Here is a 26,520-nt window from a genome sequence, read left to right on the forward strand (position 1 = left end):
AAGCGGTTGACTCCCCTCCCCCCACTCCCTATCCTCGCGCCCTGTCACGACTCATTCGTGATCGGGTTTGACGGCCTGAAAAATTCAAGACGCACATTGCTCTCCAATGCGCGCGCACTCCTGTGTCCGACGCACTGCTCAATGGTGACTGTGTGCGGGGCATCTTCGGGTGCGCCGGGTGTCTTGGACCGGTCCGTCAACCTGCACACAGTTGCCACCTATTCGTTTGACGGCGATGAAGTGGCGGTTCTCTGACTTCCAAGAGGCTGCACCCATGACCGATCCAACCACAAAATCCACCCCCTTCGCCCCCTGCGACCACGTCGCCCACCACCTCTTCACCGTCCAACCCGACATCCCCCTACTCGACGCCCTCGATCACGCCACCGTTTACCTCAACTGCGCCGAAGCCCTGGCTCATCAAGCCCCAACCGCCACCCGCCCAGAACACAGCGGCTGGCTGCACTGGGCCAGCCAGCAAATGCTCGCCACCGCCCGCGCGTTGGTGCTGGCATCGGTCGCCGGTTTACACGCCGCGCAAGCCGGAGGTGAGGCGTGAGTTCGCATATTTCGATGACTCACAACGAGGACCGCATTCCGGTTTTATTGATCTCGACTGAAGCCCCGCTGGACGTCTTGCACAGCAGCGCAGCCAGTCGGTTTCTGGCGGTGACACAGATGATGGAAAGTCTGGCCAGCCTGGATATTTCGTCCGCCAAAGGTGCCGATGTGCAGCAACTGGCCCATGCCGCGGCGATGTTGCTGCGCGATGGCTGTGACGTGATGGATGTGTTGGGCCGGCAGATTCGTTTGCGCCTCTGATACTCGCAAGAGCAAAAGATCGCAGCCTTCGGCAGCTCCTGCACCGACCTTTGTGGGAGCGGCCGAAGGCTGCGATCTTTTGATTTTCAAGCGAGGTCGAGACCTACCGCTGAAGCACCTACAAATAACAATATTTCTCGTTTGACACTAAATCCCAACGCCACCCTTCGTCTTTGAACAAACGGAATTTTTCCCTCGAAGACAAGGAGTCGGCTGCGATGTTCGCGCCCATTACCCGTTCCATGACCCTCACCCTGGGTCTCTGCGGCGCTGCTTTCAGCGCGGATCTGCTGGCTGAAAGCGAAGCCGAAAAGCAACCGGAGCCAGCCGCGCCGGCACTGGAGCTGGCCACCACCAACGTCAGTGCTCAAGGCCTGGGCAGCACCACCGAAAACACCGACGCCTACACCACGGGCGCGATGAGTACGGCGACGCGGCTGAATCTGTCGATCAAGGAAACCCCGCAATCGGTGTCGGTGATCACGCGTCAGCAGATGGACGATTTCAAACTCGGTACATTGTCCGAGGCCATGCGCCAGACCACGGGCGTGGTGGTTCAGCACCTCGACTCGGATCGGGTGAGCTATTCGTCACGCGGCTATACGATCAAAAACTTCCAGATCGACGGGATGCTCAACACCTTCGATCGCATGCAGTCCGACGCTGACACCATCATTTATGACCGCATTGAAGTGGTTCGCGGCGCCACCGGACTGACCACCGGTGCGGGCGATCCCTCGGCCACCATCAACATGGTGCGCAAGCGTCCGACCGCACAATTGCAGGCGCTGGCGGGCGTCAGTGGTGGCAGCTACGACAATGACTACAGCTACGTCGACGTGGGTGGCCCGCTGGCGTTCGACGGCCGCTTGCGCGGTCGCACGGTGCTGGCCTACCGCGACAACAAGTCGATCCGCGATCACTATGCGCTGCAACGGGAGGTCGGTTACGGGATTCTCGAAGCGGATCTGACGGATAGCACGGTGCTGGCGGTCGGCTACGACTATCAAAACAAGCACGTGCAAGGCTCATCGTGGGGCACGGTGCCGTACTGGAATGCCGAGGGCGGCAAGGCCGGTCTTGGCCGGTCGACCAACATGGCGACATCCTGGAGTTCGTGGCCGCTGAAGGACAAAACCGCGTTTGCTACCGTCGACCAGCAGCTGGCTGGAGGCTGGCATCTGAAGGCCGCCTACACCCATCGCAAAAGCGAGACCGACGGCAAGATCTACTACGGCGGTGGCGGTTTTCCCGAGGCCGATCGCAGCGGCATGAGCGCTTACATGGGCCATATGCTCGGCGAGCAAACCATGAAAGTGTATGACTTCAACGTCGCCGGCCCCTACTCGCTGTTCGGGCGCGAGCACGAAATGATGTTCGGCTATGGCGAAGCCGAACGCGGCGCCGAGTCGCCTTATATGATCGATGGCCCACAGGCGGCGGATTACGGCAGCATCCGTGACTGGAAATACATGAGCGACATCGGCAAGTTTTCCGATACCGTCACGGACCGCAATGGCTCACGAAGCAAGACCCGGCAAAAGGCCGGATACCTGGCTACTCGCCTGAGCTTTACCGACGAACTTCACGCCGTGCTCGGTAGCCGTTATGGCAGTTGGGAAGAGTCCCAACGCGACAATTACTACGACAGCCAACTGCAGTTGAGCAGCTTCGACGCAACCAGCCAGCGCCAGAATGACATCTGGACACCCTACGCAGGCCTGCTCTACGACCTGACGCCGGAATACACCGCGTACGTCAGCTACACCGACATTTTCAAACCGCAAAGCAATCGCGACAGCAGTCGCAAATACCTGGAACCGGTGGTGGGCAGCAATTACGAGCTGGGCCTCAAGGGCAGCTTGCTGGACGAACGCCTGAATGTGGCGACCGCGCTGTTCTGGAGCAAACAGGACAATGTTGCCGAGGTGGACGATTCCGTGGCGCCAGATCCGGTGACCGGAGAGGAGTTTTACAAGAGCGGTGGCAAGGGCAACAAGGTCAATGGTTTCGAAGCCGAAGTGTCTGGCGAACTCCTTGATGGCTGGAACATGACCGCTGGTTACACCTACACCCACTCGGCCACTGGCGACAAGGAACGCAGCAACACCAACCAGCCGTTGAACATGTTCCGGCTGTCCACGGCTTATCGCCTGCCCGGCCACTGGAACGCGTTGACCGTGGGTGGCGCCGTCAACTGGCAGAGCGACGTCTACGGCAACTCCAACCGCCCGGTCGGGCGCGGCGCCAATGGACGCATCATCACTGAACGCACACGCATCAGTCAGGACGCCTACACCGTGGTCAACCTGATGTCGCGCTACGAGTTCGACCGACACCTTTCGGCCTCACTGAACGTCAACAACCTGTTCGACAAGAAGTATTACGACAACGTCGGCTTCTATAACGGCGTGTACTGGGGTGACCCGCGCACCGTCACCCTGAGTCTCGACTGGAAGCTCTGAGCCCTGCCTCTCGTGCGCGGCGCACCTTCGCATGGAGGTGCGCCGCATCTGTCTGATATCGCCCCGCAACATGCTGCAAAACCTACATTGAATCGCCGTTAACCCCGTGTTAATTCATGCCACCCAGACTCTCTTCCGAGATCTGCTTCATGGACGAACGGCTCCCACTTGTTCAGTAGGAGGCACCATGAAAATCACTACCGTAATCCTTGCCGGGCTGTTTGCCCTGGGTTCTGCCAGCGTGTTCGCCGAGGGCGGCGCTGAGCGTATGCGTTATTACTACGACAATTTCCCGGCTCACCAGAGCGCGCAGAAGAGCGACGCCAACGCGAAAGAAATTCGCGTTCCCGCCGATCAGACTGCGCAGGTGACCGAGTCTTACCGCGACTGAGATTGACCGAGCAACCGATGGACCTTCCGTGGCTCCGCTCTGGCCTGGAAGAAGACAGTTTGGCGCCCTGATTGGGGCGCCTTTTTTTATGGGCGTTGAGTTGGGTGTTCGACCTTATGCTGTCGCGAGTTCGCAGATTGGGTTGGGTCAGCAAGATCCAACCCCCTCACCCCAGCCCTCTCCCCAAAGGGGCGAGGGGGAAAGGGAGCCGATTTTCATGCTTTTCAAAACCTACGTTCGGCTCGATGTTTCAGGTCGGCGTACCTTGCCCAAACACCTCGGTCAGTCCCCTCTCCCTCCGGGAGAGGGTTAGGGTGAGGGGCTTTTCAGGCTTTCAGGCTTGGAGATCCTTGATCCAGAACAGCATGCGCCCGTGATCGGGGTCGAACATGCCCGGCGCGAAGCCGAACTTACGGTAGGAACCCTGCGCCACAGCGTTGCCTTCGAGCACTTCGAGGGTGATCTTGCAGCAACCGCGCTGGCGAGAAATCTCCTCGACTTTCTGCAGCATTTTCTGGCTCAGACCGAGACCGCGGAATTTATCCACTACCGCCACGTCGTGGACGTTGACCAACGGTTTGCAGGCAAACGTGGAGAACCCTTCAAAGCAGTTCACCAGCCCCGCCGGCTCGCCACCGACAAAGGCCAGCACACTGAACGCATGCGGGCGTCGGGCCAGTTCTTCGGGCAGTCGACGCAACAGCTCAGGGTCGAGCGAATGACCGCCGCCCATGGGGTCTTCTGCGTAATGATTGAGCACGATACCGATGGCCTCGGCGTGCGTTGGATTGCTGTAGCTGGCTTGAAGCACAAGAATTTCTGCGGAATCCATTTCCATCCCCGAACACACAAAAGCCCCGGCGCGCAAAGTGCGTGCTGAAAGGCTGTCTGACCTTAGCGCGGGGGTGATCGGGCGGGCAACCCGCAAATGCAAAAGATCAAAAGATCAAAAGATCAAAAGATCAAAAGATCAAAAGATCAAAAGATCAAAAGATCAAAAGATCAAAAGATCAAAAGATCGTCCGAAGGCTCGGGCCGCGATCGGACGATCTTTGGCTTTTTCAGTGGCCCCAAATCAACTCTTCAGTCCAGCCCAGTTCAGCAAAGTCCTCGGCGCGTAGACTGCTCTCGCCGACACAGAAAAACTCATCCAGTTGCGGCGGCTTCACCGCGGTGCCGCTGAGCATCGCGTGCACCTGGCCACGGTGATGAAGCTGATGTTCAAACAGGTGCGACAGCATGCGCAGACGACTGTCGTGCTGCGGCGTATCGCGCGCGATGGTGACGATGCGGGCCAGATCGGCATCGCGCAGTTGCTCGCAATAAGCAATCAGCCGCCGATCAACGTGAGCCTGCTCTTCACGCAACTGCGCGCCCTCGGTAAACGGCTCATCCGCGTTGAAAAACACATAGCAATCGGGATGCGGCTCGTCCCCACGCAACTCGCGTTCCAGCGCATCGACGTAGAACCAGTCGCAGGTGAGGATGTGATTGAGGGTCAGACGAATGCTCGGGAAGAAACTCACCCGGGGCGCGACCAGATCTGCCGCTTCGAGCTGGCTCCAGGCCTTGGCCAGACGATGATTGGCCCAGGCATTCTGATAAGCCATGGTCAGCAGATGATGGGAAAGCGGTTGGCTCATGTCGGCGCCCTCTTCACTCAAGTTTCGGCAAAGCGCTGCAGTTGCATCTCCTGCAAGCGACTGAGGGTGCGGCGGAACGGGAATTCCAGATAACCCTCGGTGTACAGCGCAGCCATTGGCACTTGCGCCTCGATGTACAGCGGCACCTTGCGGTCGTAGCACTCGTCGACCAGCGCGATGAAACGCCGCACGCCGTCGTCGTGAACCGACAATTGCGGCAACTCGCGGTCACCGGCCACCACCCGTTCGGCGCCATCTTCGGTACCGCGCGCGATGCGCCCCTCACGTTTCTGTGCGCTCAGATTCGGCACTTCGCTCAACAGAATAGCCGTGTAGCGGTCACACAGCGCGATGAAATCCATGGCGGCGAACGGTTGCTCGCAGAGATCCGCATAGCGACACCACACCACCGTTTCACTGGCCTGCACCACGTTCAACCGGCGATGCCCGACCGACACCGGTTCAGCGCTGGCCGATTGCCCGGCGGTCAGTGCCTGAAACACTTCATCCAGCGCACTGACCACAGAGGTGGCCACAAAGTAGCGTTGCAACCCCGCGCCCGGATGCAGTCGATGATCCTCGGCGCCATTCACCGCCACTACCTGCATATGCGCCTTGATCGCGGCAATCGCCGGTACAAAGCGGTCGCGATTGAAACCATCGGCGTACAAGTCATCCGGCGGCAGGTTGGACGTGCACACGATCACCACGCCTTCATCGAACATCACCTGAAACAGCCGACCGAGAATGATCGCGTCACCGATGTCGTTGACGAACAGCTCATCGAAACACAGCACCCGCACCTCGGATGCCAGCTCCCTGGCCAGCGCGCGCAATGGATCGGCAATCCCGGTCAACTGGAACGAGCGCTGATGCACCCAGCCCATGAAGTGATGAAAATGTTGGCGTCGCGCCGGCACGCGCAGGCTCTGATAGAACTGATCCATCAGCCAGGTCTTGCCGCGTCCGACCGGCCCCCACAGATAAACGCCGGTGACCGAACGGGCACCGGCGTGCAGGGCTTCGTGGCATTTTTGCAGCGCCCAGACCGCGTGTTCCTGAGCTTCATCCTGGATGAAGCCCTTGTGTTGCACGGCGTGTTGCCAGGCGCTGAGGGGAGAGTCGAAAGTCATGCGCGGCAGTATGCCACGCCGATTACAGGGAAATATCCAGTCGGGCGATTTTCCCCTGTTCGTTCAATCGAAACGTGTAGCGCAGTTGCGCCGGACTGCCGGGGAAGGTGGATCGGCGCGCCGAGGGCGGTCAGTTCCGCGATATCGCGATAAAGCGTGCGTTTGGACACTTCCAGTTCGGCAGCCAGAGTCGCCGCCGTCACCGGGCGCTTCTTGCCACGCAACACTTGCAGCAAAGTCAAAAGACGAGTGGTACGCGACACGATGTTCAGGCTCTGGACGGGAAGGATGGCGGAGCTTAGCAAAGGCTAGTGTCAGAAACTGGCAGGAGCAATGTGCGAGCGAGCCTGCTCGCGAAAGCGCTGTGTCAGGCAACAATGATGTTGGCTGAGCTGACGCCTTCGCGAGCAGGCTCGCTCCCACAGGGGTACGCCGTGTTGCGTCAAATATCGACTTTGTGGCGGGCGGCGTAGAGGCAGAGCATTTCCATCGCCAGTGTCGCGGCGGCCAATGAGGTGACCTCGGCGTGATCGTACGCCGGGGCGACTTCCACCACGTCCATCCCGACCAGATTGATCCCGCGCAGACCACCGAGAATTTCCAGCGCTTGCACGGTGCTCAAGCCTCCACAGACAGGTGTGCCAGTGCCCGGTGCGAAGGCCGGATCCAGACAGTCGATGTCGAACGTCAGATACACCGGGTTATCGCCCACCCGCGCGCGGATCGCTTCGACAATCGCTTCGCAGCCACGGCGATGCACCTGACGGGCGTCCAGCACCTGAAAACCCATGTGATCGTCATTGGTGGTGCGCAAACCGATCTGCACCGAACGCGCCGGATCGACCAGACCTTCGCGCGCCGCGTGCCAGAACATGGTGCCGTGATCGATGCGTTTGCCCTCCTCGTCTGGCCAGGTGTCGCTGTGCGCATCGAAATGAATCAGCGACAGCGTGCCGTGTTTGCGCGCGTGGGCCTTGAGCAGCGGGTAGCTGATGAAGTGGTCGCCGCCAAACGTCAGCATCGCGCTGCCGGCGTTGAGAATGTGCTCGGCGTGAGCTTCGATGCTTTCCGGGACGCTGTGCGGCGAGCCGAAATCAAAGTCGCAGTCGCCATAATCGATGACCGCCAGATGATCGAACGGGTCAAACGTCCACGGCCAGTGGCGTTCCCAGGCAATCCCGGTGGACGCGGCGCGTATCCCCCGTGGTCCGAAACGGGCGCCGGGGCGGTTGCTGGTGGCGGTGTCGAACGGCACGCCGCTGACCGCAACATCCACGCCGCGCAGGTCTCGGCTGTAGCGCCGGCGCATGAAACTGGTGATGCCGGCGTAGGTGCTTTCGGCAGCGGTGCCGTAGAGGCTGTCGCGGGTCAGAGCCTGGTCGTTTTGCATGGGCACATCCATCGTGGTGCTCCTGTTGTTATTGATGGCTACGGAAAGTGGTCCACAGACGCGTGCGCTGACGCATGTCCTTGAGGCTCATGCTGCGGTCGGCGTAGAGCCGCGCACGCACGTCGCTCGGCGGATAGATGTCGGGATCGTTGCGCACCGCTTCATCCACCAGCGGCGTCGCGGCCTGGTTGGCAGTGGCAAAAAACAGCGTATTGGTCAGTTCGGCCACCGAGTCCGGGCGCAGCATGAATTCGATGAACGCCCGCGCGGCTTCGGGGGGCGGCGCGTCTTTGGGGATGGCCAGATTGTCCTGCCATACCAGCGTGCCTTCCTTGGGAATGCGGTAGGCCACTTCGTACGGTTTATTGGCCTTGTGCGCCTGATCTGCGGCCATGCTCGCGTCGCCGTTGTAGGTCAGCGCGAGGCACACGTTGCCGCTGGCCAGATCATTGATCTGCCGACCGCTGGCGACGTACAGCACCGATGGCTGGAGTTTCTGCAACAACGCCTCGGCGGCGGCCAGGTCGTTTTTGTCGGTGCTGTAGGGATCCTTGCCCAAATAATGCAGGGCCAGACCGATGACTTCTTGCGGCGAATCGAGGATCGCGATGCCGCAGTCCTTGAGCTTGCTGGCGTTCTCCGGTTTGAACAGCAGATCCAGGCTGTTCAGCGGCACATCGGGCAACCGTTTCTTCACGGCCTCGACGTTCATGCCAAGCCCCAACGTGCCCCAGGTGTAGGGCACACCGAAGCGATTACCGGGGTCGACGGCAGCCATTTTCTCCAGCAAATCCGGATCAAGATTGGCGTAGCCCTTAAGGCCCTCGTGAGGGATTTCCTTCAACGCGCCGGCCGCGAGTCCCCGTGCCAGAACGCTGGACGACGGCACCACCACGTCGTAACCGCTGCCACCGGTGAGCAACTTGGTTTCCAGCACCTCGGAGGTATCAAAAGTGTCGTAACGCACATGTATGCCGGTTTCCTGTTCGAACCGTTGCAGGGTTGGCGGCGGCACGTAATCGGCCCAGCTGTAGAGGTTGAGGGTTTTGTCCTCGGCCTGAGCCTGAACAGCCACGGACAACAGCAGCGCGGGGAAACACAGCTTGAACACGGGAGCCATGACGAACACCTGACCGAGGAAAGTGGTTGCAGGATGCGCCGTCGGATACATTAGAAAAATAGCCGAATAATTATCCTGACTTTATCCCGGAGTAATGTGATGTTGGGTCAACTGCACGACGTCGATTTGCAGCTGTTGCGCCTGTTTGTGCGGGTGGTCGAGTGCGGTGGCTTCAGCGCTGCCCAAGGTGATCTGGGCCTGAGCCAGTCGAGCATCAGCCAGCAAATGGCCAAACTGGAAACCCGCCTCGGTTACCGTTTGTGCAGCCGTGGTAAGGGTGGCTTCAGCGTTACGCCCAAGGGCGAGCAGTTGCTGATCGCGGTGCGCACGTTGTTTGAATCGATCGAAACCTTCCGCCATCAATCCAACGGCGTCGCCGGGCGTTTGATCGGTGAAGTGCGTCTGGGGATTTCCGAGTCGGTCGATCAATCGGTATTGCAACGGGTGGCTGAGGCGATCCGGCGTTTTCGCGAGCGCGATGAGTCGGTGCGCATCGAGCTGATCAGCGCCATGCCCGGCGAGATGGAGCGCCTGCTGCTGCAACAGCGGCTGGATCTGGCCATCGGTTATTTCTCGCAAGTGCAAAGTGCCTTCGACTATCAGCAGTTATTCAGCGAAACCCAGCATCTGTACTGCGCTGCCGGCCATCCCTTGTTTACCGATGAGAAGCCCAGCGATGCCGCCTTGCAGGCCTGCGACCGGGTCGATCACCCCTATCGTTTTTTTCGCAGTGACGAGCCGTTTCAGGGCAAGGTCTGCTCGGCGCGGTCGGAGCAGGTTGAGGGTACGCTGACGTTTATTCTGTCCGGCAAACATGTGGGTTATCTGCCGGATCACTATGCGCGGAGCTGGCAGGAAAAGGGCCTGCTGCGGCCAATTCGTGAGGGCGAGTTGAGTTTCGAGGTGGCGTTTCATCTGGCCCGGCATCGGGCGCAGGTGCCGGGGGATGCGCAAAAGGCGTTTGAAGAAGATCTGCTCCGCGCATTTGCATGAATCGATTTAGCGGGCAACACCCGAAAAACCTGACCTTTCAGGCAGTTATTGCTCGTTGCCCTCGCCGCCCTCTTCCGGCATCCTGCGCCTCCATTTTCTGACCCGGCCCCGCCTCGCGGCGCGCAAAACACCATGACCGCCTCTGAAAAAGCCCCGCGCAACAACGATCTGATCTACGGCCTCAACGACCGCCCACACCTGACTGCCACCGTCTTTGCCGCGCTACAACACGTGCTGGCAAGCTTCGTCGGCATCATCACCCCGACCCTGATCATGGGCGGCGCCCTCGGTCTGCACAGTGAAATCCCTTACCTGATCAGCATGGCGCTGTTCGTCTCCGGCCTCGGCACCTTCGTCCAGGCCAAGCGTTTCGGCCCGGTCGGTTCGGGATTGTTGTGCCTGCAAGGCACCAGTTTTTCCTTTATCAGCGTGATTCTCAGCGCCGGCTTCATGGTCAAGGCGCGCGGTGGCGGCACCGATGAAATTCTCTCGACGATCTTCGGCGTGTGCTTTTTCGCCGCCTTCATCGAAGTGGTGCTGAGCCAGTTCATCGGCAAACTGCGCATGCTGATCACCCCGGTAGTGACCGGCACTATCATCACGCTGATGGGCCTGTCGCTGATCAAAGTGGCGATGACCGACATTGCCGGTGGTTTCGGCGCGCCGGACTTGGGCGCATCCAGCCATATCTTTCTGGCAGCGCTGGTGATCGGCACCATCGTCGTGTTGAACCGCGTCGACGTGCCGTTTCTGCGTCTGGGCGCAATCGTTATCGGCCTGACTTTGGGCTATGTGGTCGCGTGGCTGATGGGCACCGTGGATTTCGCCTCGATGCCTGAGGTGCCGCTGGTCAGCGTGCCGGTGCCGTTCAAGTACGGTTTCAACTTCGACTGGGTGGCGTTCGTACCGGTCGCGGTGATTTTCCTCGTGTCGCCACTGGAAGCTGCGGGTGATCTGACCGCCAACTCGATGATCTCCCGGCAACCGGTCAAAGGCCCGCTGTACATTCGCCGGATCAAATCCGGCCTGCTCGCCGACGGCCTCAACTCGGCCATGGCGGCGGTGTTCAACAGCATGCCGATGGTGACCTTCGCGCAGAACAACGGCGTGATTCAGCTGACCGGCGTGGCCAGCCGTTACGTAGCCTTCTTCATCGCCGGCTTGCTGGTGCTGCTGGGGCTGTTCCCGATGATTGGCGCGGTACTGCAACTGATGCCGAAACCGGTGCTGGGCGGTGCTGAACTGGTGATGTTCGGCACCGTCGCGGTGGCCGGGATCAAGATCCTCGCCGAAGCCGGCCTGCACCGACGCAACATGCTCATCGTGGCGATTTCGCTGGGCATGGGCCTGGGCATCGCGGCTGTGCCGGAAGTCCTGCGCGAGTTGCCGCAAGCGCTGCGCAACATCTTCGAATCGCCGATCACCGTCGGTGCGTTGTGCGCTATCGTGCTGAACATCTTCCTGCCGGAAGAGTTCATCGAACTGGAAGAAGACGATTTCGATCCGGAAGCTTCAATTCTTCAGGTCATGGAAAACCCGGACATGCCGGCCAAAGGTGAACCTGCCCCAGCGGCGGCTGTCGCACAGTTGAACCGCTAACGTCTGGCCTTTGAAAAAGGGCTGAGCCGGTGACGGTTCAGCCCTTTTTTGTTGAGAGACCGTTTATGCGCCGCTTCCAAGCCGTCATTCTGTCACTGCTCCTGCTGTCCCTCAGCGCCTGCGCGCTGTTTCCCAACCGTGATCCGGTGAACATCAACGTGGTCGGCCTCGAGCCGTTGCCGAGTCAGGATCTGGAAGTGCGTTTCGCCATCAAGATTCGCGTGCAGAACCCCAATGAGACGGCCATCGACTACAACGGCATCGCCCTGGACCTTGAGGTCAACGGCCATTCACTGGCCTCGGGTGTCAGCGATCAGAGCGGCTCGATCCCACGGTTTTCCGAAACCATCGTCAGCGTACCGGTCAGCATCTCGGCGTTTTCGGTATTACGCCAGACGCTGGGCCTGAGTCAGACGCAAACCCTCGATAACCTGCCCTATGTGCTGCGCGGCAAGCTTGCCGGCGGTCTGTTTGGCACCATGCGCTTTGTCGACAGCGGCAAGCTCAGTCTGCCCAAGGCCACTGCCGCGACTTGGTAAAAATGCGTTAGCCTGCTTCGTTCATTAAAGACATTCAGGGAGGCTGCAGGTTTATGGAAGACATACCGACGCTGTACACCGAACGACTGATCCTGCGCCCATTGCAACTGGCCGATGCCGAAGCGGTGCAGCGCGAGTTTCCGCATTGGGACGTGGTGCGTTATCTGAACGCGGCAGTGCCATGGCCGTATCCGGAGGACGGTGCCTTCGCCTACCTACGCGACATTGTCTTGCCGGCGGTTGCGGCGGGCAAGGAATGGCCGTGGACGATTCGCCTGAAATCTGCACCGGAACTGTTGATCGGCAAGATCAGCCTGATGGATCAGGCGGACAACCACCGCGGCTTCTGGCTGGCGCCGGCGTGGCAAGGTCAGGGGTTGATGACGGAAGCCTGCGCGGTGGTGACCGATTACTGGTTCAACGTTCTGCAACGCCCAGTGATGCGCGTGCCGAAAGCGGCGCCGAATCTAGGCTCGCGCAAACTCTCGGAGCGTGCGGGGATGCGCTTGATCCGGACAGATGAAGGCGATTTCGTCGGTGGGCGTTTCCCGCGGGAGCTTTGGGAAATCACCCGTGAAGAATGGCAGCAACGGCACTGATTTCCAGACACACCACCGATCCATTGTAGGAGTGAGCCTGCTCGCGATAGCAATCTGTCAGTTAACGATTATGGTGTCTGGCAGACCGCTATCGCGAGCAGGCTCACTCCTACAGGTTCGGTGTCAGGCAGTACCCTATGTGTTGAAACGCACCCCGGGTTTGGCGCGTTCATCGACCGACAACTCAAACACATCCGGCCGCGCATAGTGGCCGACCACATCGTAGTCATACCGCGCGCGGACCAGTTCATCGGTGTCGATTTCAGCCGTCAGCAACCCCGCCTCCCCACGCAACGGCCCTGCCAACACATCACCCATCGGCCCGACAATCACGCTGCCGCCAGCAATCAACGGACGCTCCGCCGGCCAATTGGCGATTTCAACGCCCAATGCCTGAGGCGAAGCCTGCACCTGACAGGCACTGACCACAAAGCAGCGGCCTTCATGGGCGATATGACGCATGCTGACCTGCCACATCTCGCGCTCATCGACGGTCGGCGCGCACCAGACTTCAATGCCTTTGGCATACATCGCCGTGCGCAGCAGCGGCATCATGTTTTCCCAGCACACCACCGCGCCAAGCTTGCCGACCTGTGTGTCGAACACCGGCAACGTCGAGCCATCACCCTTGCCCCAGATCAACCGTTCGGTGCCAGTGGGCATCAGTTTGCGGTGTTTGCCGATGAGGCCGGCCTGCGGGTCGAAATACAGCGCGGTGCAATACAGCGTGCTGCCGGAGCGTTCGATCACACCGATCACCAAATTGGCGCCGGTTCGTGCCGACATTCCCGCCAGCGCTTCCGTTTCAGCGCCAGGCACATCGATCGCGTTGGCGAAGTATCGGGCATAGGCTTCGCGCCCTTCTGGCAAGCGATAACCCAGTTGCGTGCCGAAACTTTCACCTTTCGGATAGCCGCCCAGCAGCGCTTCGGGCATCACCACCAATGCCGCGCCGGATTCAATGATCGCGCCTTCCCAACTGAGAATCTGCTCCAGGGTCGCGTCTTTGCCTTCGGGCAAGGCGCCGATCTGCAGCGCAGCAACGATTGATTTGGCCATCGCGGTAACTCCATCAGGTTCAGTGGTTGCCGATTCTGCGGCGTCACGCGATCATGAATAAAGCCCCGCTCGCTGCTGAATGATATGAGCCAAATGAATATCGCCACCGTCGACCTCAACCTGCTGAAAGTCTTTGAAGCCCTGCATGAAGAATCCAGCGCCAGCCGCGCGGCGTTGCGTCTGGGCGTCACGCAATCGGCGGTCAGTGCGGCGTTGCGCCGGTTGCGCGAGGTCTACGGCGATCAGTTGTTCGTGCGCACCGGACGCGGACTGGCGCCGACGCTCCAGGCCAATCAATTGAAACCGGTGGTCAGCGAAGCGCTGAACAAATGCCGGCAGAGCCTGGCGATGGTCGACCCGGCGGCCAACCAATACGAGGGCCGTTCGGTCACGGTGGGGCTGTCGGATGACTTCGAGATTGCCTACGGTCGCCGCCTGATCGAGGAAATTGCCCGTAGTGCACCCAAGCTGCGCTTGATTTTCCGACAGACCCACAGCCAGATCGTCGCCCGCGCGCTGATGGAGCGCAGCATCGACCTGGCAATCACTGCCGGTGGCTTTGCCGAGCGTTTGCTCAGCCGTCAGGTGTTGGGCGAAGGTGGATATGCGTGTCTGGTCGATCCAGCAAGCCTTGCGCCCGCTCAGCAGCACATCGACCTCGACGAGTTCGTCGCCCGCGAGCACATTCTGGTGTCGTCCGGCGGTTTTATCGGGATTACCGATGAGGGTTTGGCGGCGCTGGGCCTGAGTCGACGGGTGTGCGCCTCGACTACGCATTTCGCCGCGTTGCCGTATCTGCTCAAGGGCAGCCGGGCGGTGGCGACGATTCCGGCGCATGCCGCCGAAAGCATCGCAGCACTCAGCGGTCTGGCGCTACTGCCCTGCCCGCTGAAGTTGCCGCGCTATCCGATCGAACTGGGCTGGCGCACCAGCACGCAGATCGATCCGCTGGTGGTCAAAGTGCGCGAGGCGATTGCCGCAACGTTCACCTGAGACTTTACTTGTTGGCGGCCATCAGGCGATTGACTTCACTGCGCACCATGTTGGCGAACTCTGGCGGCGACATGCCGTCCAGTTCCGCGCGGACCCACTCGGCCCATTTGCCTTTGCGCTTGCCGCGCTCACCGAACAAACGCGCGGCTTCGCCTTTGGCTTTGCCCAGATTGTTCTGCCAGAGTTCGAACAGACGGGATTTCTCGTCTTCCAGCGCAGCGCGCTCTGCGAGGGATTTGTCGGCCAGATTGAAACTCATGGGGAATTATCCTGCTGCGTAAAATGGCGACATCTTACACGCTCGACGGAAATCTCCCGCGCAGGTTTTTCTTTCTGACCTAAATTCAGTGCAACTTTTCAGCAAGCGCCACACTCCATTGATCACTGTCCATTCAACTGCAAGGAGTCACCCAATGGCCCGCAAATCCGCCGTGCAAGCCGCCGAAGATCAAATCAAGGATCAGGCCTTCAGCGAACTTCAGGCTCTGATTCAAGAGTCCGACAAACTGCTCAAGAGCAGCGCCTCACTGGTCGGCGAAGAAGCGGAAACGCTGCGCGGACAGATCGCCCTGAAACTGCAGCAGGCGCTGGATTCGGTCTCGAGCGTACGTGACCGCACCAAACCGGCAGTCGATGCCACCGAAAGCTATATCGGCGGCCACCCGTGGCAGACCGTGGCGATCTCCGCCGGTTTCGGTCTGGTGGTCGGTTTACTGCTCGGCCGTCGCTGAGTCAAACGCACACAAAAAAGGCGAACCCCTTGGGTTCGCCTTTTTTATGCCTGCATGTTTTTGCCGGTTTTGAACCAGTTCTGGGCTTTCAAAACCCGAGCTCAGCTCGATCTCTCACGCCGGCGCACATCTCCCATTCACCTCGGTCAGTCCCCTCTCCCTCCGGGAGAGGGTTAGGGTGAGGGGCCTTTGCTCTTTGCTCACACCCCCGCCAACTCACGCAACTGCGCCAACGTCTGCGCCTCCAGCACAATACCCTCAGCCAACGATTTACTGCGCTGCCAATGCCGACGATCCCCCGGCAAACGCTTGAGTCCGACGCCATGCATCTGCCGCACCAGCTCGCCACTGCGCTCGGCAAAACTCTGCCCGGCGGCTTTGCTCGGATCGATGACGATCAGCAACTGCCCGGTCCACGGCGTTTTCGCACCGGGATGATTGGACCAATCGAATTCGAAGGAAAAATTGCCTCCCGTCAATGCTGCCGCCAACAGCTCGACCATCATCGACAGTGCCGAACCTTTATGGCCACCGAACGGCAGCAACGCCCCGCCTTCAAGAATCGCCTTGGGATCCTGAGTCGGCTGACCGAGGCTGTCCACGCCCATCCCGGCCGGCAACCGCTCACCTTTGCGCGCAGCGATCTGCACGTCGCCATGGGCGATCGCGCTGGTGGCCAGGTCGAAGACAATCGGCGCAGCACCGGCCCGTGGTGCGGCGAACGCAATCGGGTTGGTGCCGAACAGCGGCCGGTCGGCGCCGTGGGGCACCACGCAGGTCATGCTGTTGACCACACTGAGCGCCACCAGACCTTCATCGGCGAACGGCTCGACGTCCGGCCACAGTGCGGCGAAGTGATGCGAGTTACGAATCGCCAACACGGCAATCCCGGCGTTGCGCGCCTTCTCCACCAACAACGGCCGAGCGGCGGCGAGTGCCGGTTGCGCGAAACCGTTACCGGCATCGACACGGACAAATCCCGAGGCGACATCTTCGACGTGCGGCACCGCCTGTCCGTTGACCCAGCCGCTGGCCAGCGTCGAGACATAGCCGGGAATGCGGAACACACCGTGGCTGTGGGCACCATCGCGTTCGGCCCCGGCGCAGTTGGCGGCCAGTACTCGCGCGACTTCGACAGAGGTGCCGTGGCGCAGAAAAATCGTTTCAAGCAGTTGCGTCAGCGCGTCGAGAGACAACGAAGACGAGACAGCGGAAGACACATGATCGTGTGGCGCAGACATCTGAAGCTCCAGAATGATTATTGGAGGGAACAACAGCGTACGGACGACTTGCCTATCGATTAACCATGGCGGAGCTGCCGGCTGTCAACCCTTCGATCATTCAGGAGTGACTGACGCCCTTCCCTGCACATTTCGACCGGGCGTGTGCGGTAACTATGTACCGCCTGTGCGCTGAACTGCGCACCTATTCTTGAGCCTCCCGCCCAAGGCGCCTGCATTCAGAGCTCGATGATGTCTAGTCCCACTGCACCTTTACTATTCCCCGAAATACTCAAATTCCCGGGTCTGCATGACGACTTACGTCTGACCCACGGCCTGAACAGCAAAGATTTCCCTTGGCTCGCCAATGTGCAACTGGCAACCCATGCGCTGCGCAGCGAACAAACTCCGCCCATGCTGGCCGAACGCATTCTGTTAAACGCCGACAAGCAATTGGCTGTGCCGCTGGCCGGCAGCTTTATTCTCAGCGCCGGGCCGGATGACAACGGTGTGTTTCTCTACACCCCCTACGATGGCCTGAAAAAATACGGCGATCACAAGGCGCTGACCGAGGCCTTGCAAACGCGCCTCGACAACGCTGACGAAAAGGATGATCTGTTCGCCTTTCTCACCGTGTCGCTGCGCAAGGAATTGGTGGAGAAACGCAGCTTTACCCTGACCCGTGAAACGATCGAAGGCGATGTGCTTGACGATCAAAGAGCCGCCATCAGCCAATCTCAGGACGCCTGCGCGCGCGACCTGCTGGATGAACTCAAACGCCTGCCTTCGCTGACCACCCTGCTGGAAAAGATTCTTGATGAACTGCTCGAACCTCACTTTGCCGGTTTGCAGCAGTCGCGCACCCGGGTCAGTTTTTTTGCCGACACCGCCCCACTCTCCGGCGATGTCAGGCAATGGGTCGATTCGCTGTCGCTGAGTGAAGCGCTATTGCTGTACTTCCGCCGTCAAGGCTGGCCGCGTGGTCAGATCGCTGAGTTTTCCCATCCCGCCCGCGCAAGCCGGGATGCTGACCAGATCGCGTGGGCGGAAGCGATCAAGTCCGCGTCGGGTAATCTGACCATGCTGTTGTTTCGCCAGCTCGAGGCCTACTGGAACGCCGCCTCATTCGAGGGGTCGCCCAGACGCGCATTCTTCAGCCAGACACTGCAGGATCAGGTGCGTGCGGATTTGATGATCAAGCGCGAAACGCAAATCCTCTCCGCCGCTGAGTTCGACGCATTGCACTGCTTGATTCGGGAACCGAATGTCGCTTTCCAGCGACCCACCTTCGAAACCGTGTGCTTGCGCGAGGAGACCGCTTATGTCGAGTTGGCCGGTTCGCTGATGATCAACCATGACAAGGCCTATCTCTACACCCCCACTCAAGGCTTTCAGGTCCTCACCAACTACGCCGATCTGAGACAGACTTTGACCGCCAAACTCAATGCCGCCGGACATGAGGACGAGCTATACGGCCTCATGAGTCTGGAGGAACGCAATCGCTATCTTGGTTTTGCCAACGCCCAGGTGGCCGGCGAAAACATGGGCGGCGAGATCATTACGACGCTGTTTGAGGCAATCCTCACCAAACAACGCCAAAACGTTGAATACGCCTTGCAGCTGTTTCGCCAAAGCGAACGCACAACTGACATCCATGCGCTTTTCGACAAGGCGCTGGATATTCGCTCGATGATTCACGAGCGCTTGCTCAAGCTCGACGTCAACGAGCGTTGGAGCACCCGCCCGTTGTTTTCCAGCGCTCCACCGTCCTCGCTCGTGCAGGCCGACAAGGCTGGGCAATTGGCGACAAAGCTGGAACGCACCCTGGAGAATCTCACCAGCCACTTCAAAGACCAGCCGACCACGAGCAGCGCTGAACAACGCGCCTTTCTCGAAGGTATTCGATGGAAACTGGCGCAGGCTTTCGAGGACGGAGTGCGTGGTGAGGCACAGATGAGAAACCTCAGCGGTTCCTGGCTGACGGCCGAGCGAAAAATAGTCGAAGCCGTGTTCGACGCAAAACACGCAACACGCATGGATCGCCAGTCCCTCAACGGCTTCCGGCCGGATGCATGGTCGCTCACCCTTACCCGCGCCGGCCAAAGTGAGGTGATGTCGCTTGCCCACTGCGTACTCCTGACCGAACGCGGAGGCATGGATGTCGAGCATTCCGGGCGCGCCATCCTCTGGACCCCAGCCATGGGCCTGGAATCGTTCGACGACATCGCCATTGCGCAAAAGCAAATGCAACGACGGCTCGACGACAACAACCAGAATCAGACGCTGCTGGAAAACCTGCCATCGCAGCAACGCCAACTCGATCAGCAATACACCCTCGGCACCTTCCAACTGATTGAAGGCAATGTGTTGAACGATCGCATGCAATCGGCCATTGAACATTTCCTCGACCATTGTCAGGTGTTACGCGTTTGCATCAAGGACCAGGACACACTCGCAAACTTCCTGAGCCAGATGAAAAACACCGTCATCGATACCAACTTGCGCCGGGCCATTGAACTCGCGCGGGCCGTCGTCAGTCGGCTCGACTATCCAGACTGGTTGCGCATGGCCCCGGTCACCGAACAACGCACGCAACTCGCCCTGCTGGATGAACTGCGGCGCAGCTTTATCGATGGCAAGGATTTTCTCGAAGGCATCCCTGCGTTAACCACCCATGTCAAGGAGACGCTGCAGACCCTGCTCGACGCCAGATTCCCGAACAATGGACTCAAGCCACAGGATATCCAGATCACCCCGAATCTGACACTGGCAGGGCCTGCCTGCAATTTGCTCGATTTTGCCTTGCATCATTACAACATCGTGCAGGGCACCAGTTTCAAGGTTGCCTCGAACACAGCCACCGCGTTACCGAAGAACCTCAATCAATCTGCCGTGCAGCAATTGCTGCAATCGCTCGATATCACCACCACCTACACGCAGAAAGTGGCCGAAGCGCTGTCAGCTGACAGTGACTCGGCACGCCTCAGCAAAACACGTTTTTTACGTCAGCTGCCCTGGCAGTTGATGCAGCACGCGCACTCGTTGAAGTTGCAGCAACAGCTGTCGGAAAACGGCTACGACTACATTTGCCAGGTTCTGGACATGCCGGACGGAGTGGCGCGTGCCACGGTAAAAGACGCTCACGCCATTGTTTGTCCGCTGTCATTGAACAAGACCATGGGCGCCGCTGTTGTCGACGCTCTCGGACTTTATGTGATCGGGCCGGGGGCGGGACAAACCGGCCCACGGGTGCTCTACGCGCCCTACTCCAAATACGTTTTTCGCGAATTCGAGAATGAAACGCAGTTGATTGATGCGTTGAATACACCCGGGCATTTGCAGGATTTGCTCATTCGACGCTTGCCCTCAGGGCAACAGGCAGGCTTCAAGAATCTCTTGAAAACAACGATCGGCAAACCTACTGAAATCAAGCTGCAAAGCACTGCCATTAACGGCAATCTGCTGGAGCGATTGCACAAGGACACGCTCAGCCTGTTGCCGCAGTTGCTCGGTTGCCAGCCGCTGATCAATGCGCAAGCCGACTGGGAAGCGGCGAAGTTTCTATTCAGCCACGGTGTGCGTCTGGTTCCGCACCTGTTGCCGGGGAAACTCGCCTCTTTGTTTTTCCTCTGGACGAGTTACAAAGACTTCAAAGCGTCTGCCGAAGCCTTTCAGGATCATCATTGGGCGAACGCCGTGAAAAGCTTCATCGCAGGCGCGATCTCCCTGTTCAGTCTGGGCCGTTTATCCTGGGAAACAGAAGTGGGAGAGGAAACAGCCGAATTTGCCTCTGAAGCACAGACGCCTGGATCAACGGCTGCCGAAAGCGCCGGGATCACAACGGTAAAAGCCGCCGCTCGCTGGGCAAAAGTCGCCCCCGTTACGGCCTCTCGCATTGATCTGCAACGCTTTGAAACCACCACCGCTCTCGAGAAGCTCAAGCTTGAGGGCAATAAACTTGTTTATGGGAATTCGTCGACGGCACAAAAATACGCGGCGATTGCCGGCAAGGTCTACCCGGTGATCCAGTCTGAAAAAACCTGGTATCTGCAAATAAAAGGCGGGGGCCAAGGGCCGGCGCTTGAACAGAAGAACTCAAGACTTGTGGTTGCCGGCGCCGACAAGTCGACTCGTCGTTGCCGGTCAAAGCAGCGCAGCCGCGTGCAAACCGACGTCGAGCGCAGCCGCTCGATAATGATGTATATCCAGGCTAAAGGGATGGCACAAATCAACCGTCGCTATCCCGCCAGAGCCTTCGTGATCGAGCAAGCTGTCGGTCGGGCGAGAAACTATGCGCTGAATTGCCTGCACAACTTCGTCATACATCGCGACAATCTGGGCGGCACCCGGGTTGAAACAATACTCAAAGATTTTTTCGAAGTATCGCAAATCACACCCAGGCTACTCAGAAGATTCGAACAGGTGATCATCCCCCTTTGCCGTGAGTTGACTGATCCAAAAGATGACTTGCTTTATACGGAACGCTTTTTCGCGGGTCTGAATGCGCGGTATGGCGACGATACGGTTGCATTTGTTTTCAAGGAAGACAGGCGAAAGGTCGTCCACTTCACCGAACTGTTTTTTAATCCGGGGCTGCATGCCTACACCGCTTTTCTGCCGCCCAGGTTCAATGTTGACTCTCATGCTCGCGCGGTCACGCTGATCCATGAACTGTCGCATTTAGTCTGCGACAGCGAAGACTTCGCCTCCCTCGAGGCGATGGGGCCATTTCCCCAACTTATCGATACATCGACCGCGAACGGGCTACTTCTCAAGACTGATATTGATCGTCTGCGTAAGTCCTTGTCCCGTTCCACCCCACTTTCGCAGTTGTTCGCAGAGAGGAGTACGAATGGGGTGTGGGTGGATATGGATCAGTTGCCGGAGCGCGCCAATGAGTACAAAAAAATTCTCAGTCTGACAAAATCCAAAAATCTTGCGGATGCACGTAACGCCTTTCGTAGTGCGGTCTCTGATGAAGCCCGCGTTGAAGTAATGTTGGCCAACGCTGACTCGATCGCGTTGCTCATCAGCGAAATGGGCCGGGAGCTGGACCCGCTTCCGGCCCCCATACCTTTACCGGCGCCAACTTCAAGCCAGACAGGATCCTTATCGGCTTTGCCTTGACGACTGCAACAAAAAAATACGCCGGCTGGAAGCCGGCGCATTTTCACAAGCAGCATTCGGGTTGGTTAATCCTTCTGATCCCGCAATACATTGCCCGACGCCCCGTCGATACGGAACTCGTAGACAACACCATCAGCCTTGCGCCCTTCGCCCTTCCAGTAGCCGTCGTTGTCGGCCTCGATCTCATAGACCTCGACGTAACCGGCCTTGGTTTTGACGATCTCGATGGCTTTTTCGATGGTAATCCAGCCTGCGCCCGGCCGGTCAGCCAGCGCGGCGCCTGCACTCAGCAAACCGGCAGTAGCGATCAAGGCTGCGAATGTCTTTTTGATCATTTTTTCACTCCATTTGTGGATAGTGGTCATTGGCGTCCTGCTTTTTGGGTGCCTGAGCGAAAAATAAGTTCCACTTTGATGGGCAAATGCCATGACGGATGTTCTCGGTAACTTCCCGACAAGGTTAGAATGTGCGAAATCAGGACGAGTCAATGACCCAAGACACCCTTTCGGAAGCCGAATACGATGCGATCACCGATGCCGCTGCGCATTGGTGCATGCGTGTGCACGCCGCCGACTGCACGGAAGAAGAGCGTCGCGCGTTCAAGCAATGGCACGACGCTCATCCACTGCACGCGTTCGAGTATGAAGCCATGCTGGAAATCTGGGACGTGGCCGAACACCTGCCGCGCCCCGAATCGCCCTCGGTCGTGACACCGCGGCCAACTTCTTCGCGCTCGTGGCGCCAGTTCGCTGTAGCCGCAGGTGTCTTTGCACTCGCACTGCCGCTGGCGGCTTATACCGGCTGGAATCTGGGCTGGTTGCCGAACAGCTACCAGCATTTCGCTGCCACCGATAATGTCCGGCAGGTTACCTTGAGTGATGGCAGCCAGCTCGAATTGAACCTGAACACCGATCTGACCTTCAGCAATTACAAGGACGAACGCCGCGTCACCCTGAAAAAAGGTGAAGCGTTCTTTACGGTCAGCCATGACATGGCCCACCCGTTTGTCGTTCGCGCAGGCGAAGGCAGGATTCGCGTCACGGGGACGCGTTTCAATGTCTGGATGTATCAGGACCAGGTGCGCGTGAACCTGATCGAAGGTTCAGTGCTGGTCACCAGCAATCGTTCATTACCAGGCGACGGCTTGCGCCTCGGCCCATCGATGCAGGCACGTTACAAACAAGGCGACTACATGCCGCAGATCAGCCAGACCTACGCCGATGACAGTTCACTGGCCTGGCGCAACGGCAAACTGGTGCTGGATAACCTCGCGCTGAGCGACGCCCTGCCACTGATCAATCGATATCTGAGCAATCCATTGGAGCTGGCTGATACTCACACCGGTTCGATTCGCGTGGGTGGCATCTACAACATCAAAGAGCTGAGCAACCTCGCCAACAGCCTGCCCAAGGCGCTGCCGGTCTACCTGAGCCGTAACAAGGAAGGTAACCCGGTGATCAACTCGATACCGCAACAGCCGCCAAAAAGCTGAAGGCCGCACCCTTTGCAGGATGCGGCCTTCAGACTCGTCGACACTAGCGCTCGGGTTTATTGAGCGGCAACGTTCCCCGCCTTGTCCAACGTCTCGCGAACAGTCTGCACCTGATACTGCGGGTCTGCCTGAATCTGCTGTTCGGTGAACGGCAGCACACTCCACTGTTTCTTCGAGAACGCTTCGGTCTGGTCCCGCGAATACTTCGACGCCGGATCGCTCGACAGCGAGAATGCCAGCAGCCCTTGGGCGTGCGGGCCCTTGTCGTCGAACGTCACGACTTGCAGGTAGCTGGTGCCACTGACCACCTCGAGTTTGCCGTCCTCACGGGGCACGCTCTGGATGGCGTTGTAGATTCCCAGCGTCGCCGGCCCGCCATGAATCGGCGTCTGTTGCCCGCCACTGCTGACCACCTGGATATCACCCCAGCGGGTTTGCGGCTTGAGACCCATCTTTGTGCCCAACTCGAGCGAGGCCAGCATGGCCTCACGCAGTGCCTTGGCCACCGCCGGCTGCTCGACGGCCAGGCCACGCGGGGTGTGTTGCGCATCTTTGGGATCGAACGCAACGCGCCAGACATCCGGCGAAGCCTGCAAGGCCTGCATGATGTTCTGGAAGTGCACCAGGCCCACGCCCGAATCGAGATTGGCCCGGCCATCCCAGGCCTTGAGGCTGGTGCAGACCGGCTTCAGGGATTGCGCGTCGGCGCCAAGGTCAGAGGCACAGAACTTCAGCAGATCCGGTACAACCTGAGTCGCCAGATACACCTGATCGTCCATCACCATCTGCTGCAGATCCTTCACCGCCAACGGACCTTTTTTACTCAGCGTGCTCAAGCGGTCCAGCGCGAAACGGGAACGCAAGCCCAGCGGTTGACCTTCCTGACTGATCAGCGGCGAGAAACCGGTCAGCGGTTGCGCCGGGTTGGCCAGCCACGCAGAGTCGTTGGAATGCTGGACAAAATCCTTGCGCAACAGCTGCGGCAACTGGCTGGAGGCATAGATGCCCTTCTGCGCCGCAGTTGGGTCGATGTCCCACGCGCAGGCGCTGTTGGAGCCATCCAGCACAATCATTTGCGTGCCAATACGCGGGTCACTGCACTTGGCCAGCTTCTCGGCGTTGACGTTTGGCACCACCGACAGGTTCATGTACAGCGTCTGGCCCTTGTCATCGACGGCCAGGGTGTTGACCCACGGAATACCCTGAATCTTGTGCACTGAATCCTGCAGTTCCGAAAGCGTGGACGCCTGATTCATCGTGTACCACTGGTTCAGCACCCGATCATTGTCGATATTGGCGTCGCGCAAACTGTAGGCAAACTGATTGTCCCAGTCGAGCTTGCCGGGCCATTGCACGATCGGTCCGAACTGCGAGCTGTAGACATCACGCGAGACCGGCACTACCTGCCCGTCGGCCTGTTTCACCTGCACGGTGACCGTCTGCTTGTTCAGCGGCAATGATTTGCCATCGAGCAGATAGCGCGTGGAATCCTTCGGATCGAGTTGCAGACGATAGAGTGTGAAATGTTTCGACGAATCGACCGTGTGCGTCCAGGCCAGGTGCTGGTTGAAGCCGATATTGATCATCGGCAGTCCCGGCAAGGCGGCGCCCATCACATCGAGTTTGCCGGGAATGGTCAGGTGCATCTGATAAAAGCGCATGCCGCCAACCCAAGGGAAGTGCGGGTTGGCCAGCAACATCCCACGCCCGTTGAACGAGCGCTCGCTGCCCACCGCGACAGCGTTACTGCCACGATCCAGGGCAAAACGCTGCTGACGGGCATCGGCCAACTGATAGGCCTGCGCGTTCTGTTCGATTGCGGCGCTCGCATGCGGCGGAGTAGCACCGGCCAAAGCCTCGGCGAACTGACCGACACCCCCCTCGACCAGCAAACGGCGGGTCAGCTTCACCAGATCTTGCGCAGCGATGTCTCGCACCCACTCACCCTGACATTGTTGCGGCAAGCCCTGCGGGCGGCGCTCAGCGAGATAACGGTTGTAGCCGGCGGCATAGCCTTCGACCAAATCACGCACCTGCGCAGGTTGCGCCTGCCAGAAAGCCTTGACCGCCTCGGGCGTATTGAGCCAGGTGAAGAACACGTCGCTGACACGGTTTTCGCGTTGTTCGACGGTGAACTGATCCGGGCCGAAATAACGTGAACGCTGGCCGTTGACGGTCACGATCTCGTTGGCCAACAGGCACAGGTTGTCCTGCGCGTAGGCGTAACCAATGCCAAACCCGAGCCCGCGCTCGTCTTGCGCACGAATATGCGGCACCCCAAAAGCGGTACGGCGGATATCCGCGCTGACATCAGTGGCCGGGCTGAACGCATGGGCTGAGCAACTCAGTCCGAAAAACACGCTGGCCACTGTAAGTTGCAAGCTACGAGCGACAAGCTTCGAGCAAAAGCCATATTTGACATTCGAACCGAAGTTTTCAACTTGCCGCTCGAAGCTCGAAGCTTGCAGCCGCCTCAATCCGGTTAACTGTCTGGAAATAATCACGCTCGCTCCTGATCGACATGCCAAAGAGCGGATCTGGCGCTAACGCGGACCCGCCCTGGAAACACCCACGCGTCCACGCGCAATGAGCCTGTCGAAGAAACGAAGTCAGAGGAAAAAATTTAAGTTCTCCACGCAATCCCCCAAAGCAGAATCAAAAGCCCCTCACCCTAGCCCTCTCCCGGAGGGAGAGGGAACTGACCGAGGTGATGGCGAGAGATACACCGACGTGAAATACCGAGCCGCACTCAAATTCAGAAATAAATCAAAAGCCCCTCACCCTAACCCTCTCCCGGAGGGAGAGGGAACTGACCGAGGTGATGGCGAGAGATACACCGACGTGAAATACCGAGCCGCACTCAAATTCAGAAATAAATCAAAAGCCCCTCACCCTAACCCTCTCCCGGAGGGAGAGGGAACTGATCGCGGTGATTGGTAGAAGTACGCCGACGTGAGATACCGAGCCGTACTCAAATTCAGAAATAAATCAAAAGCCCCTCACCCTAGCCCTCTCCCGGAGGGAGAGGGAACTGATCGCGGTGATTGGTAGAAGTACGCCGACGTGAGATACCGAGCCGTACTCAAATTCAGAAATAAATCAAAAAGCCGCCCCCCCGCCCGCTACTCACCACTCAACAGGATGAGCGTTAGCTCGACTGCAGCTCTTGATCTTGCCGTGCTGGCCCCTTCGGCAGGCTGAGTG

The 26,520-nt window shown here is 59.1% G+C and carries 22 protein-coding genes and 2 pseudogenes; 12 read left to right on the plus strand and 12 right to left on the minus strand.

From position 1 onward, the window contains the following. The first annotated feature begins 274 nt into the window (after positions 1-274). The 4 genes from AC5SEM_RS11780 to AC5SEM_RS11795 all read left to right on the plus strand — a co-directional run bounded on the left by AC5SEM_RS11780 (position 275) and on the right by AC5SEM_RS11795 (position 3,678). Entirely contained in the window at positions 275-559 is a 285-nt protein-coding gene (locus AC5SEM_RS11780) for a DUF3077 domain-containing protein (protein WP_495473070.1), read from the plus strand. Then, positions 556-822: a short-chain dehydrogenase gene (locus AC5SEM_RS11785; RefSeq protein ID WP_495473071.1), complete on the plus strand. Its 267-nt coding sequence runs from the start codon at positions 556-558 to the stop codon at positions 820-822. Before AC5SEM_RS11780 ends, AC5SEM_RS11785 begins: the two co-directional genes overlap by 4 nt. A 218-nt stretch (positions 823-1,040) precedes the next feature. Beyond that, a complete protein-coding gene (locus AC5SEM_RS11790; protein WP_495473072.1) occupies positions 1,041-3,287 on the plus strand; it encodes a TonB-dependent siderophore receptor in 2,247 nt (748 codons plus the stop codon). Positions 3,288-3,474: 187 nt separating this feature from the next. Further along, complete coding sequence (locus tag AC5SEM_RS11795) at positions 3,475-3,678, plus strand: hypothetical protein (RefSeq protein ID WP_495473073.1); 204 nt, start codon at positions 3,475-3,477, stop codon at positions 3,676-3,678. Positions 3,679-4,012: 334 nt separating this feature from the next. On the opposite strand, the gene AC5SEM_RS11800 is transcribed toward AC5SEM_RS11795, so the two are convergent. From AC5SEM_RS11800 to AC5SEM_RS11830, 7 genes and pseudogenes are all read right to left on the minus strand, one after another. Continuing rightward, positions 4,013-4,510, minus strand: coding sequence for a GNAT family N-acetyltransferase (locus tag AC5SEM_RS11800; RefSeq protein ID WP_495473074.1), 498 nt, complete (start codon positions 4,508-4,510; stop codon positions 4,013-4,015). 229 nt (positions 4,511-4,739) lie between these two features. Beyond that, the gene (locus AC5SEM_RS11805; RefSeq protein WP_137216766.1) at positions 4,740-5,321 is read right to left on the minus strand and encodes a DinB family protein; all 582 of its coding nucleotides are present in this window, start codon (positions 5,319-5,321) and stop codon (positions 4,740-4,742) included. 17 nt (positions 5,322-5,338) lie between these two features. Then, on the minus strand, positions 5,339-6,454 hold the full coding sequence (gene zapE, locus AC5SEM_RS11810) for a cell division protein ZapE (protein WP_495473075.1): 1,116 nt from the start codon (positions 6,452-6,454) through the stop codon (positions 5,339-5,341). Between the two features lie 22 nt (positions 6,455-6,476). Continuing rightward, positions 6,477-6,563, minus strand: a pseudogene (locus AC5SEM_RS11815) (nuclear transport factor 2 family protein); the annotation flags it as partial. Next, positions 6,562-6,717: pseudogene (locus AC5SEM_RS11820) on the minus strand (helix-turn-helix transcriptional regulator); the annotation flags it as partial. The pseudogenes AC5SEM_RS11820 and AC5SEM_RS11815, both read right to left, overlap by 2 nt. Positions 6,718-6,896: 179 nt before the next feature. After that, positions 6,897-7,856, minus strand: a complete 960-nt coding sequence (gene speB / locus AC5SEM_RS11825; protein ID WP_137216768.1) for an agmatinase — start codon at positions 7,854-7,856, stop codon at positions 6,897-6,899. Between the two features lie 16 nt (positions 7,857-7,872). Then, positions 7,873-8,964, minus strand: a complete 1,092-nt coding sequence (locus tag AC5SEM_RS11830; protein ID WP_495473076.1) for a polyamine ABC transporter substrate-binding protein — start codon at positions 8,962-8,964, stop codon at positions 7,873-7,875. A gap of 99 nt (positions 8,965-9,063) precedes the next feature. Between AC5SEM_RS11830 and AC5SEM_RS11835 the strand changes: the two genes are divergently transcribed. The 4 genes from AC5SEM_RS11835 (at position 9,064) to AC5SEM_RS11850 (ending at position 12,694) form a co-directional block, all read left to right on the plus strand. After that, complete coding sequence (locus tag AC5SEM_RS11835; protein WP_495473077.1) at positions 9,064-9,957, plus strand: LysR family transcriptional regulator; 894 nt, start codon at positions 9,064-9,066, stop codon at positions 9,955-9,957. A 132-nt stretch (positions 9,958-10,089) separates the two neighbouring features. Next, entirely contained in the window at positions 10,090-11,556 is a 1,467-nt protein-coding gene (locus tag AC5SEM_RS11840; RefSeq protein ID WP_471896454.1) for a nucleobase:cation symporter-2 family protein, read from the plus strand. Positions 11,557-11,621: 65 nt separating this feature from the next. Beyond that, positions 11,622-12,095: an LEA/WHy family protein gene (locus tag AC5SEM_RS11845; RefSeq protein WP_093432857.1), complete on the plus strand. Its 474-nt coding sequence runs from the start codon at positions 11,622-11,624 to the stop codon at positions 12,093-12,095. A 53-nt stretch (positions 12,096-12,148) separates the two neighbouring features. Next, the gene (locus tag AC5SEM_RS11850) at positions 12,149-12,694 is read left to right on the plus strand and encodes a GNAT family N-acetyltransferase (RefSeq protein WP_095118761.1); all 546 of its coding nucleotides are present in this window, start codon (positions 12,149-12,151) and stop codon (positions 12,692-12,694) included. A 135-nt stretch (positions 12,695-12,829) separates the two neighbouring features. Here AC5SEM_RS11850 and AC5SEM_RS11855 read toward each other — a convergent pair whose 3' ends face one another. After that, positions 12,830-13,753, minus strand: coding sequence for a carbon-nitrogen hydrolase family protein (locus AC5SEM_RS11855; protein ID WP_495473078.1), 924 nt, complete (start codon positions 13,751-13,753; stop codon positions 12,830-12,832). A gap of 84 nt (positions 13,754-13,837) precedes the next feature. Between AC5SEM_RS11855 and AC5SEM_RS11860 the strand changes: the two genes are divergently transcribed. Beyond that, a complete protein-coding gene (locus tag AC5SEM_RS11860) occupies positions 13,838-14,746 on the plus strand; it encodes a LysR family transcriptional regulator (RefSeq protein ID WP_495473079.1) in 909 nt (302 codons plus the stop codon). Between the two features lie 4 nt (positions 14,747-14,750). Here the strand turns inward: AC5SEM_RS11860 and AC5SEM_RS11865 are convergent, their stop codons facing one another. Continuing rightward, positions 14,751-15,005, minus strand: a complete 255-nt coding sequence (locus tag AC5SEM_RS11865; protein ID WP_007917411.1) for a hypothetical protein — start codon at positions 15,003-15,005, stop codon at positions 14,751-14,753. 154 nt (positions 15,006-15,159) lie between these two features. On the opposite strand from AC5SEM_RS11865, the gene AC5SEM_RS11870 reads away from it, so the two are divergent. After that, positions 15,160-15,477 carry an ElaB/YgaM/YqjD family protein gene (locus tag AC5SEM_RS11870; RefSeq protein ID WP_007917413.1) on the plus strand — a complete coding sequence of 106 codons (318 nt, stop codon included), beginning with the start codon at positions 15,160-15,162 and terminating at the stop codon, positions 15,475-15,477. Between the two features lie 200 nt (positions 15,478-15,677). On the opposite strand, the gene AC5SEM_RS11875 is transcribed toward AC5SEM_RS11870, so the two are convergent. After that, complete coding sequence (locus AC5SEM_RS11875; protein ID WP_495473080.1) at positions 15,678-16,718, minus strand: Ldh family oxidoreductase; 1,041 nt, start codon at positions 16,716-16,718, stop codon at positions 15,678-15,680. Between the two features lie 231 nt (positions 16,719-16,949). Here AC5SEM_RS11875 and AC5SEM_RS11880 point away from each other — a divergent pair, with 231 nt between their 5' ends. Continuing rightward, on the plus strand, positions 16,950-21,824 hold the full coding sequence (locus AC5SEM_RS11880; RefSeq protein ID WP_495473081.1) for a dermonecrotic toxin domain-containing protein: 4,875 nt from the start codon (positions 16,950-16,952) through the stop codon (positions 21,822-21,824). A 65-nt stretch (positions 21,825-21,889) separates the two neighbouring features. Here AC5SEM_RS11880 and AC5SEM_RS11885 read toward each other — a convergent pair whose 3' ends face one another. Beyond that, on the minus strand, positions 21,890-22,159 hold the full coding sequence (locus AC5SEM_RS11885) for a PepSY domain-containing protein (RefSeq protein WP_077572729.1): 270 nt from the start codon (positions 22,157-22,159) through the stop codon (positions 21,890-21,892). A gap of 152 nt (positions 22,160-22,311) precedes the next feature. Here AC5SEM_RS11885 and AC5SEM_RS11890 point away from each other — a divergent pair, with 152 nt between their 5' ends. Beyond that, positions 22,312-23,316, plus strand: coding sequence for a FecR family protein (locus tag AC5SEM_RS11890; protein ID WP_331691121.1), 1,005 nt, complete (start codon positions 22,312-22,314; stop codon positions 23,314-23,316). A gap of 56 nt (positions 23,317-23,372) precedes the next feature. On the opposite strand, the gene pvdQ is transcribed toward AC5SEM_RS11890, so the two are convergent. Continuing rightward, on the minus strand, positions 23,373-25,697 hold the full coding sequence (gene pvdQ, locus AC5SEM_RS11895; RefSeq protein WP_495473082.1) for a bifunctional acylase PvdQ: 2,325 nt from the start codon (positions 25,695-25,697) through the stop codon (positions 23,373-23,375). Positions 25,698-26,520: the final 823 nt, after the last annotated feature.

This window comes from Pseudomonas sp. CH61 (genome assembly GCF_059429415.1).

Excerpts from the sequence above, each read along its gene's own strand:
- AC5SEM_RS11780 (WP_495473070.1), top strand. The coding sequence starts at position 275 with ATGACCGATCCAACCACAAAATCCACCCCCTTCGCCCCCTGCGACCAC.
- AC5SEM_RS11790 (WP_495473072.1), top strand. The coding sequence starts at position 1,041 with ATGTTCGCGCCCATTACCCGTTCCATGACCCTCACCCTGGGTCTCTGC.
- AC5SEM_RS11795 (WP_495473073.1), top strand. The coding sequence starts at position 3,475 with ATGAAAATCACTACCGTAATCCTTGCCGGGCTGTTTGCCCTGGGTTCT.
- AC5SEM_RS11800 (WP_495473074.1), bottom strand. The coding sequence starts at position 4,510 with ATGGATTCCGCAGAAATTCTTGTGCTTCAAGCCAGCTACAGCAATCCA.
- AC5SEM_RS11805 (WP_137216766.1), bottom strand. The coding sequence starts at position 5,321 with ATGAGCCAACCGCTTTCCCATCATCTGCTGACCATGGCTTATCAGAAT.
- zapE (WP_495473075.1), bottom strand. The coding sequence starts at position 6,454 with ATGACTTTCGACTCTCCCCTCAGCGCCTGGCAACACGCCGTGCAACAC.
- speB (WP_137216768.1), bottom strand. The coding sequence starts at position 7,856 with ATGGATGTGCCCATGCAAAACGACCAGGCTCTGACCCGCGACAGCCTC.
- AC5SEM_RS11830 (WP_495473076.1), bottom strand. The coding sequence starts at position 8,964 with ATGGCTCCCGTGTTCAAGCTGTGTTTCCCCGCGCTGCTGTTGTCCGTG.
- AC5SEM_RS11835 (WP_495473077.1), top strand. The coding sequence starts at position 9,064 with ATGTTGGGTCAACTGCACGACGTCGATTTGCAGCTGTTGCGCCTGTTT.
- AC5SEM_RS11840 (WP_471896454.1), top strand. The coding sequence starts at position 10,090 with ATGACCGCCTCTGAAAAAGCCCCGCGCAACAACGATCTGATCTACGGC.
- AC5SEM_RS11845 (WP_093432857.1), top strand. The coding sequence starts at position 11,622 with ATGCGCCGCTTCCAAGCCGTCATTCTGTCACTGCTCCTGCTGTCCCTC.
- AC5SEM_RS11850 (WP_095118761.1), top strand. The coding sequence starts at position 12,149 with ATGGAAGACATACCGACGCTGTACACCGAACGACTGATCCTGCGCCCA.
- AC5SEM_RS11855 (WP_495473078.1), bottom strand. The coding sequence starts at position 13,753 with ATGGCCAAATCAATCGTTGCTGCGCTGCAGATCGGCGCCTTGCCCGAA.
- AC5SEM_RS11860 (WP_495473079.1), top strand. The coding sequence starts at position 13,838 with ATGAGCCAAATGAATATCGCCACCGTCGACCTCAACCTGCTGAAAGTC.
- AC5SEM_RS11865 (WP_007917411.1), bottom strand. The coding sequence starts at position 15,005 with ATGAGTTTCAATCTGGCCGACAAATCCCTCGCAGAGCGCGCTGCGCTG.
- AC5SEM_RS11870 (WP_007917413.1), top strand. The coding sequence starts at position 15,160 with ATGGCCCGCAAATCCGCCGTGCAAGCCGCCGAAGATCAAATCAAGGAT.
- AC5SEM_RS11875 (WP_495473080.1), bottom strand. The coding sequence starts at position 16,718 with ATGTCTGCGCCACACGATCATGTGTCTTCCGCTGTCTCGTCTTCGTTG.
- AC5SEM_RS11880 (WP_495473081.1), top strand. The coding sequence starts at position 16,950 with ATGTCTAGTCCCACTGCACCTTTACTATTCCCCGAAATACTCAAATTC.
- AC5SEM_RS11885 (WP_077572729.1), bottom strand. The coding sequence starts at position 22,159 with ATGATCAAAAAGACATTCGCAGCCTTGATCGCTACTGCCGGTTTGCTG.
- AC5SEM_RS11890 (WP_331691121.1), top strand. The coding sequence starts at position 22,312 with ATGACCCAAGACACCCTTTCGGAAGCCGAATACGATGCGATCACCGAT.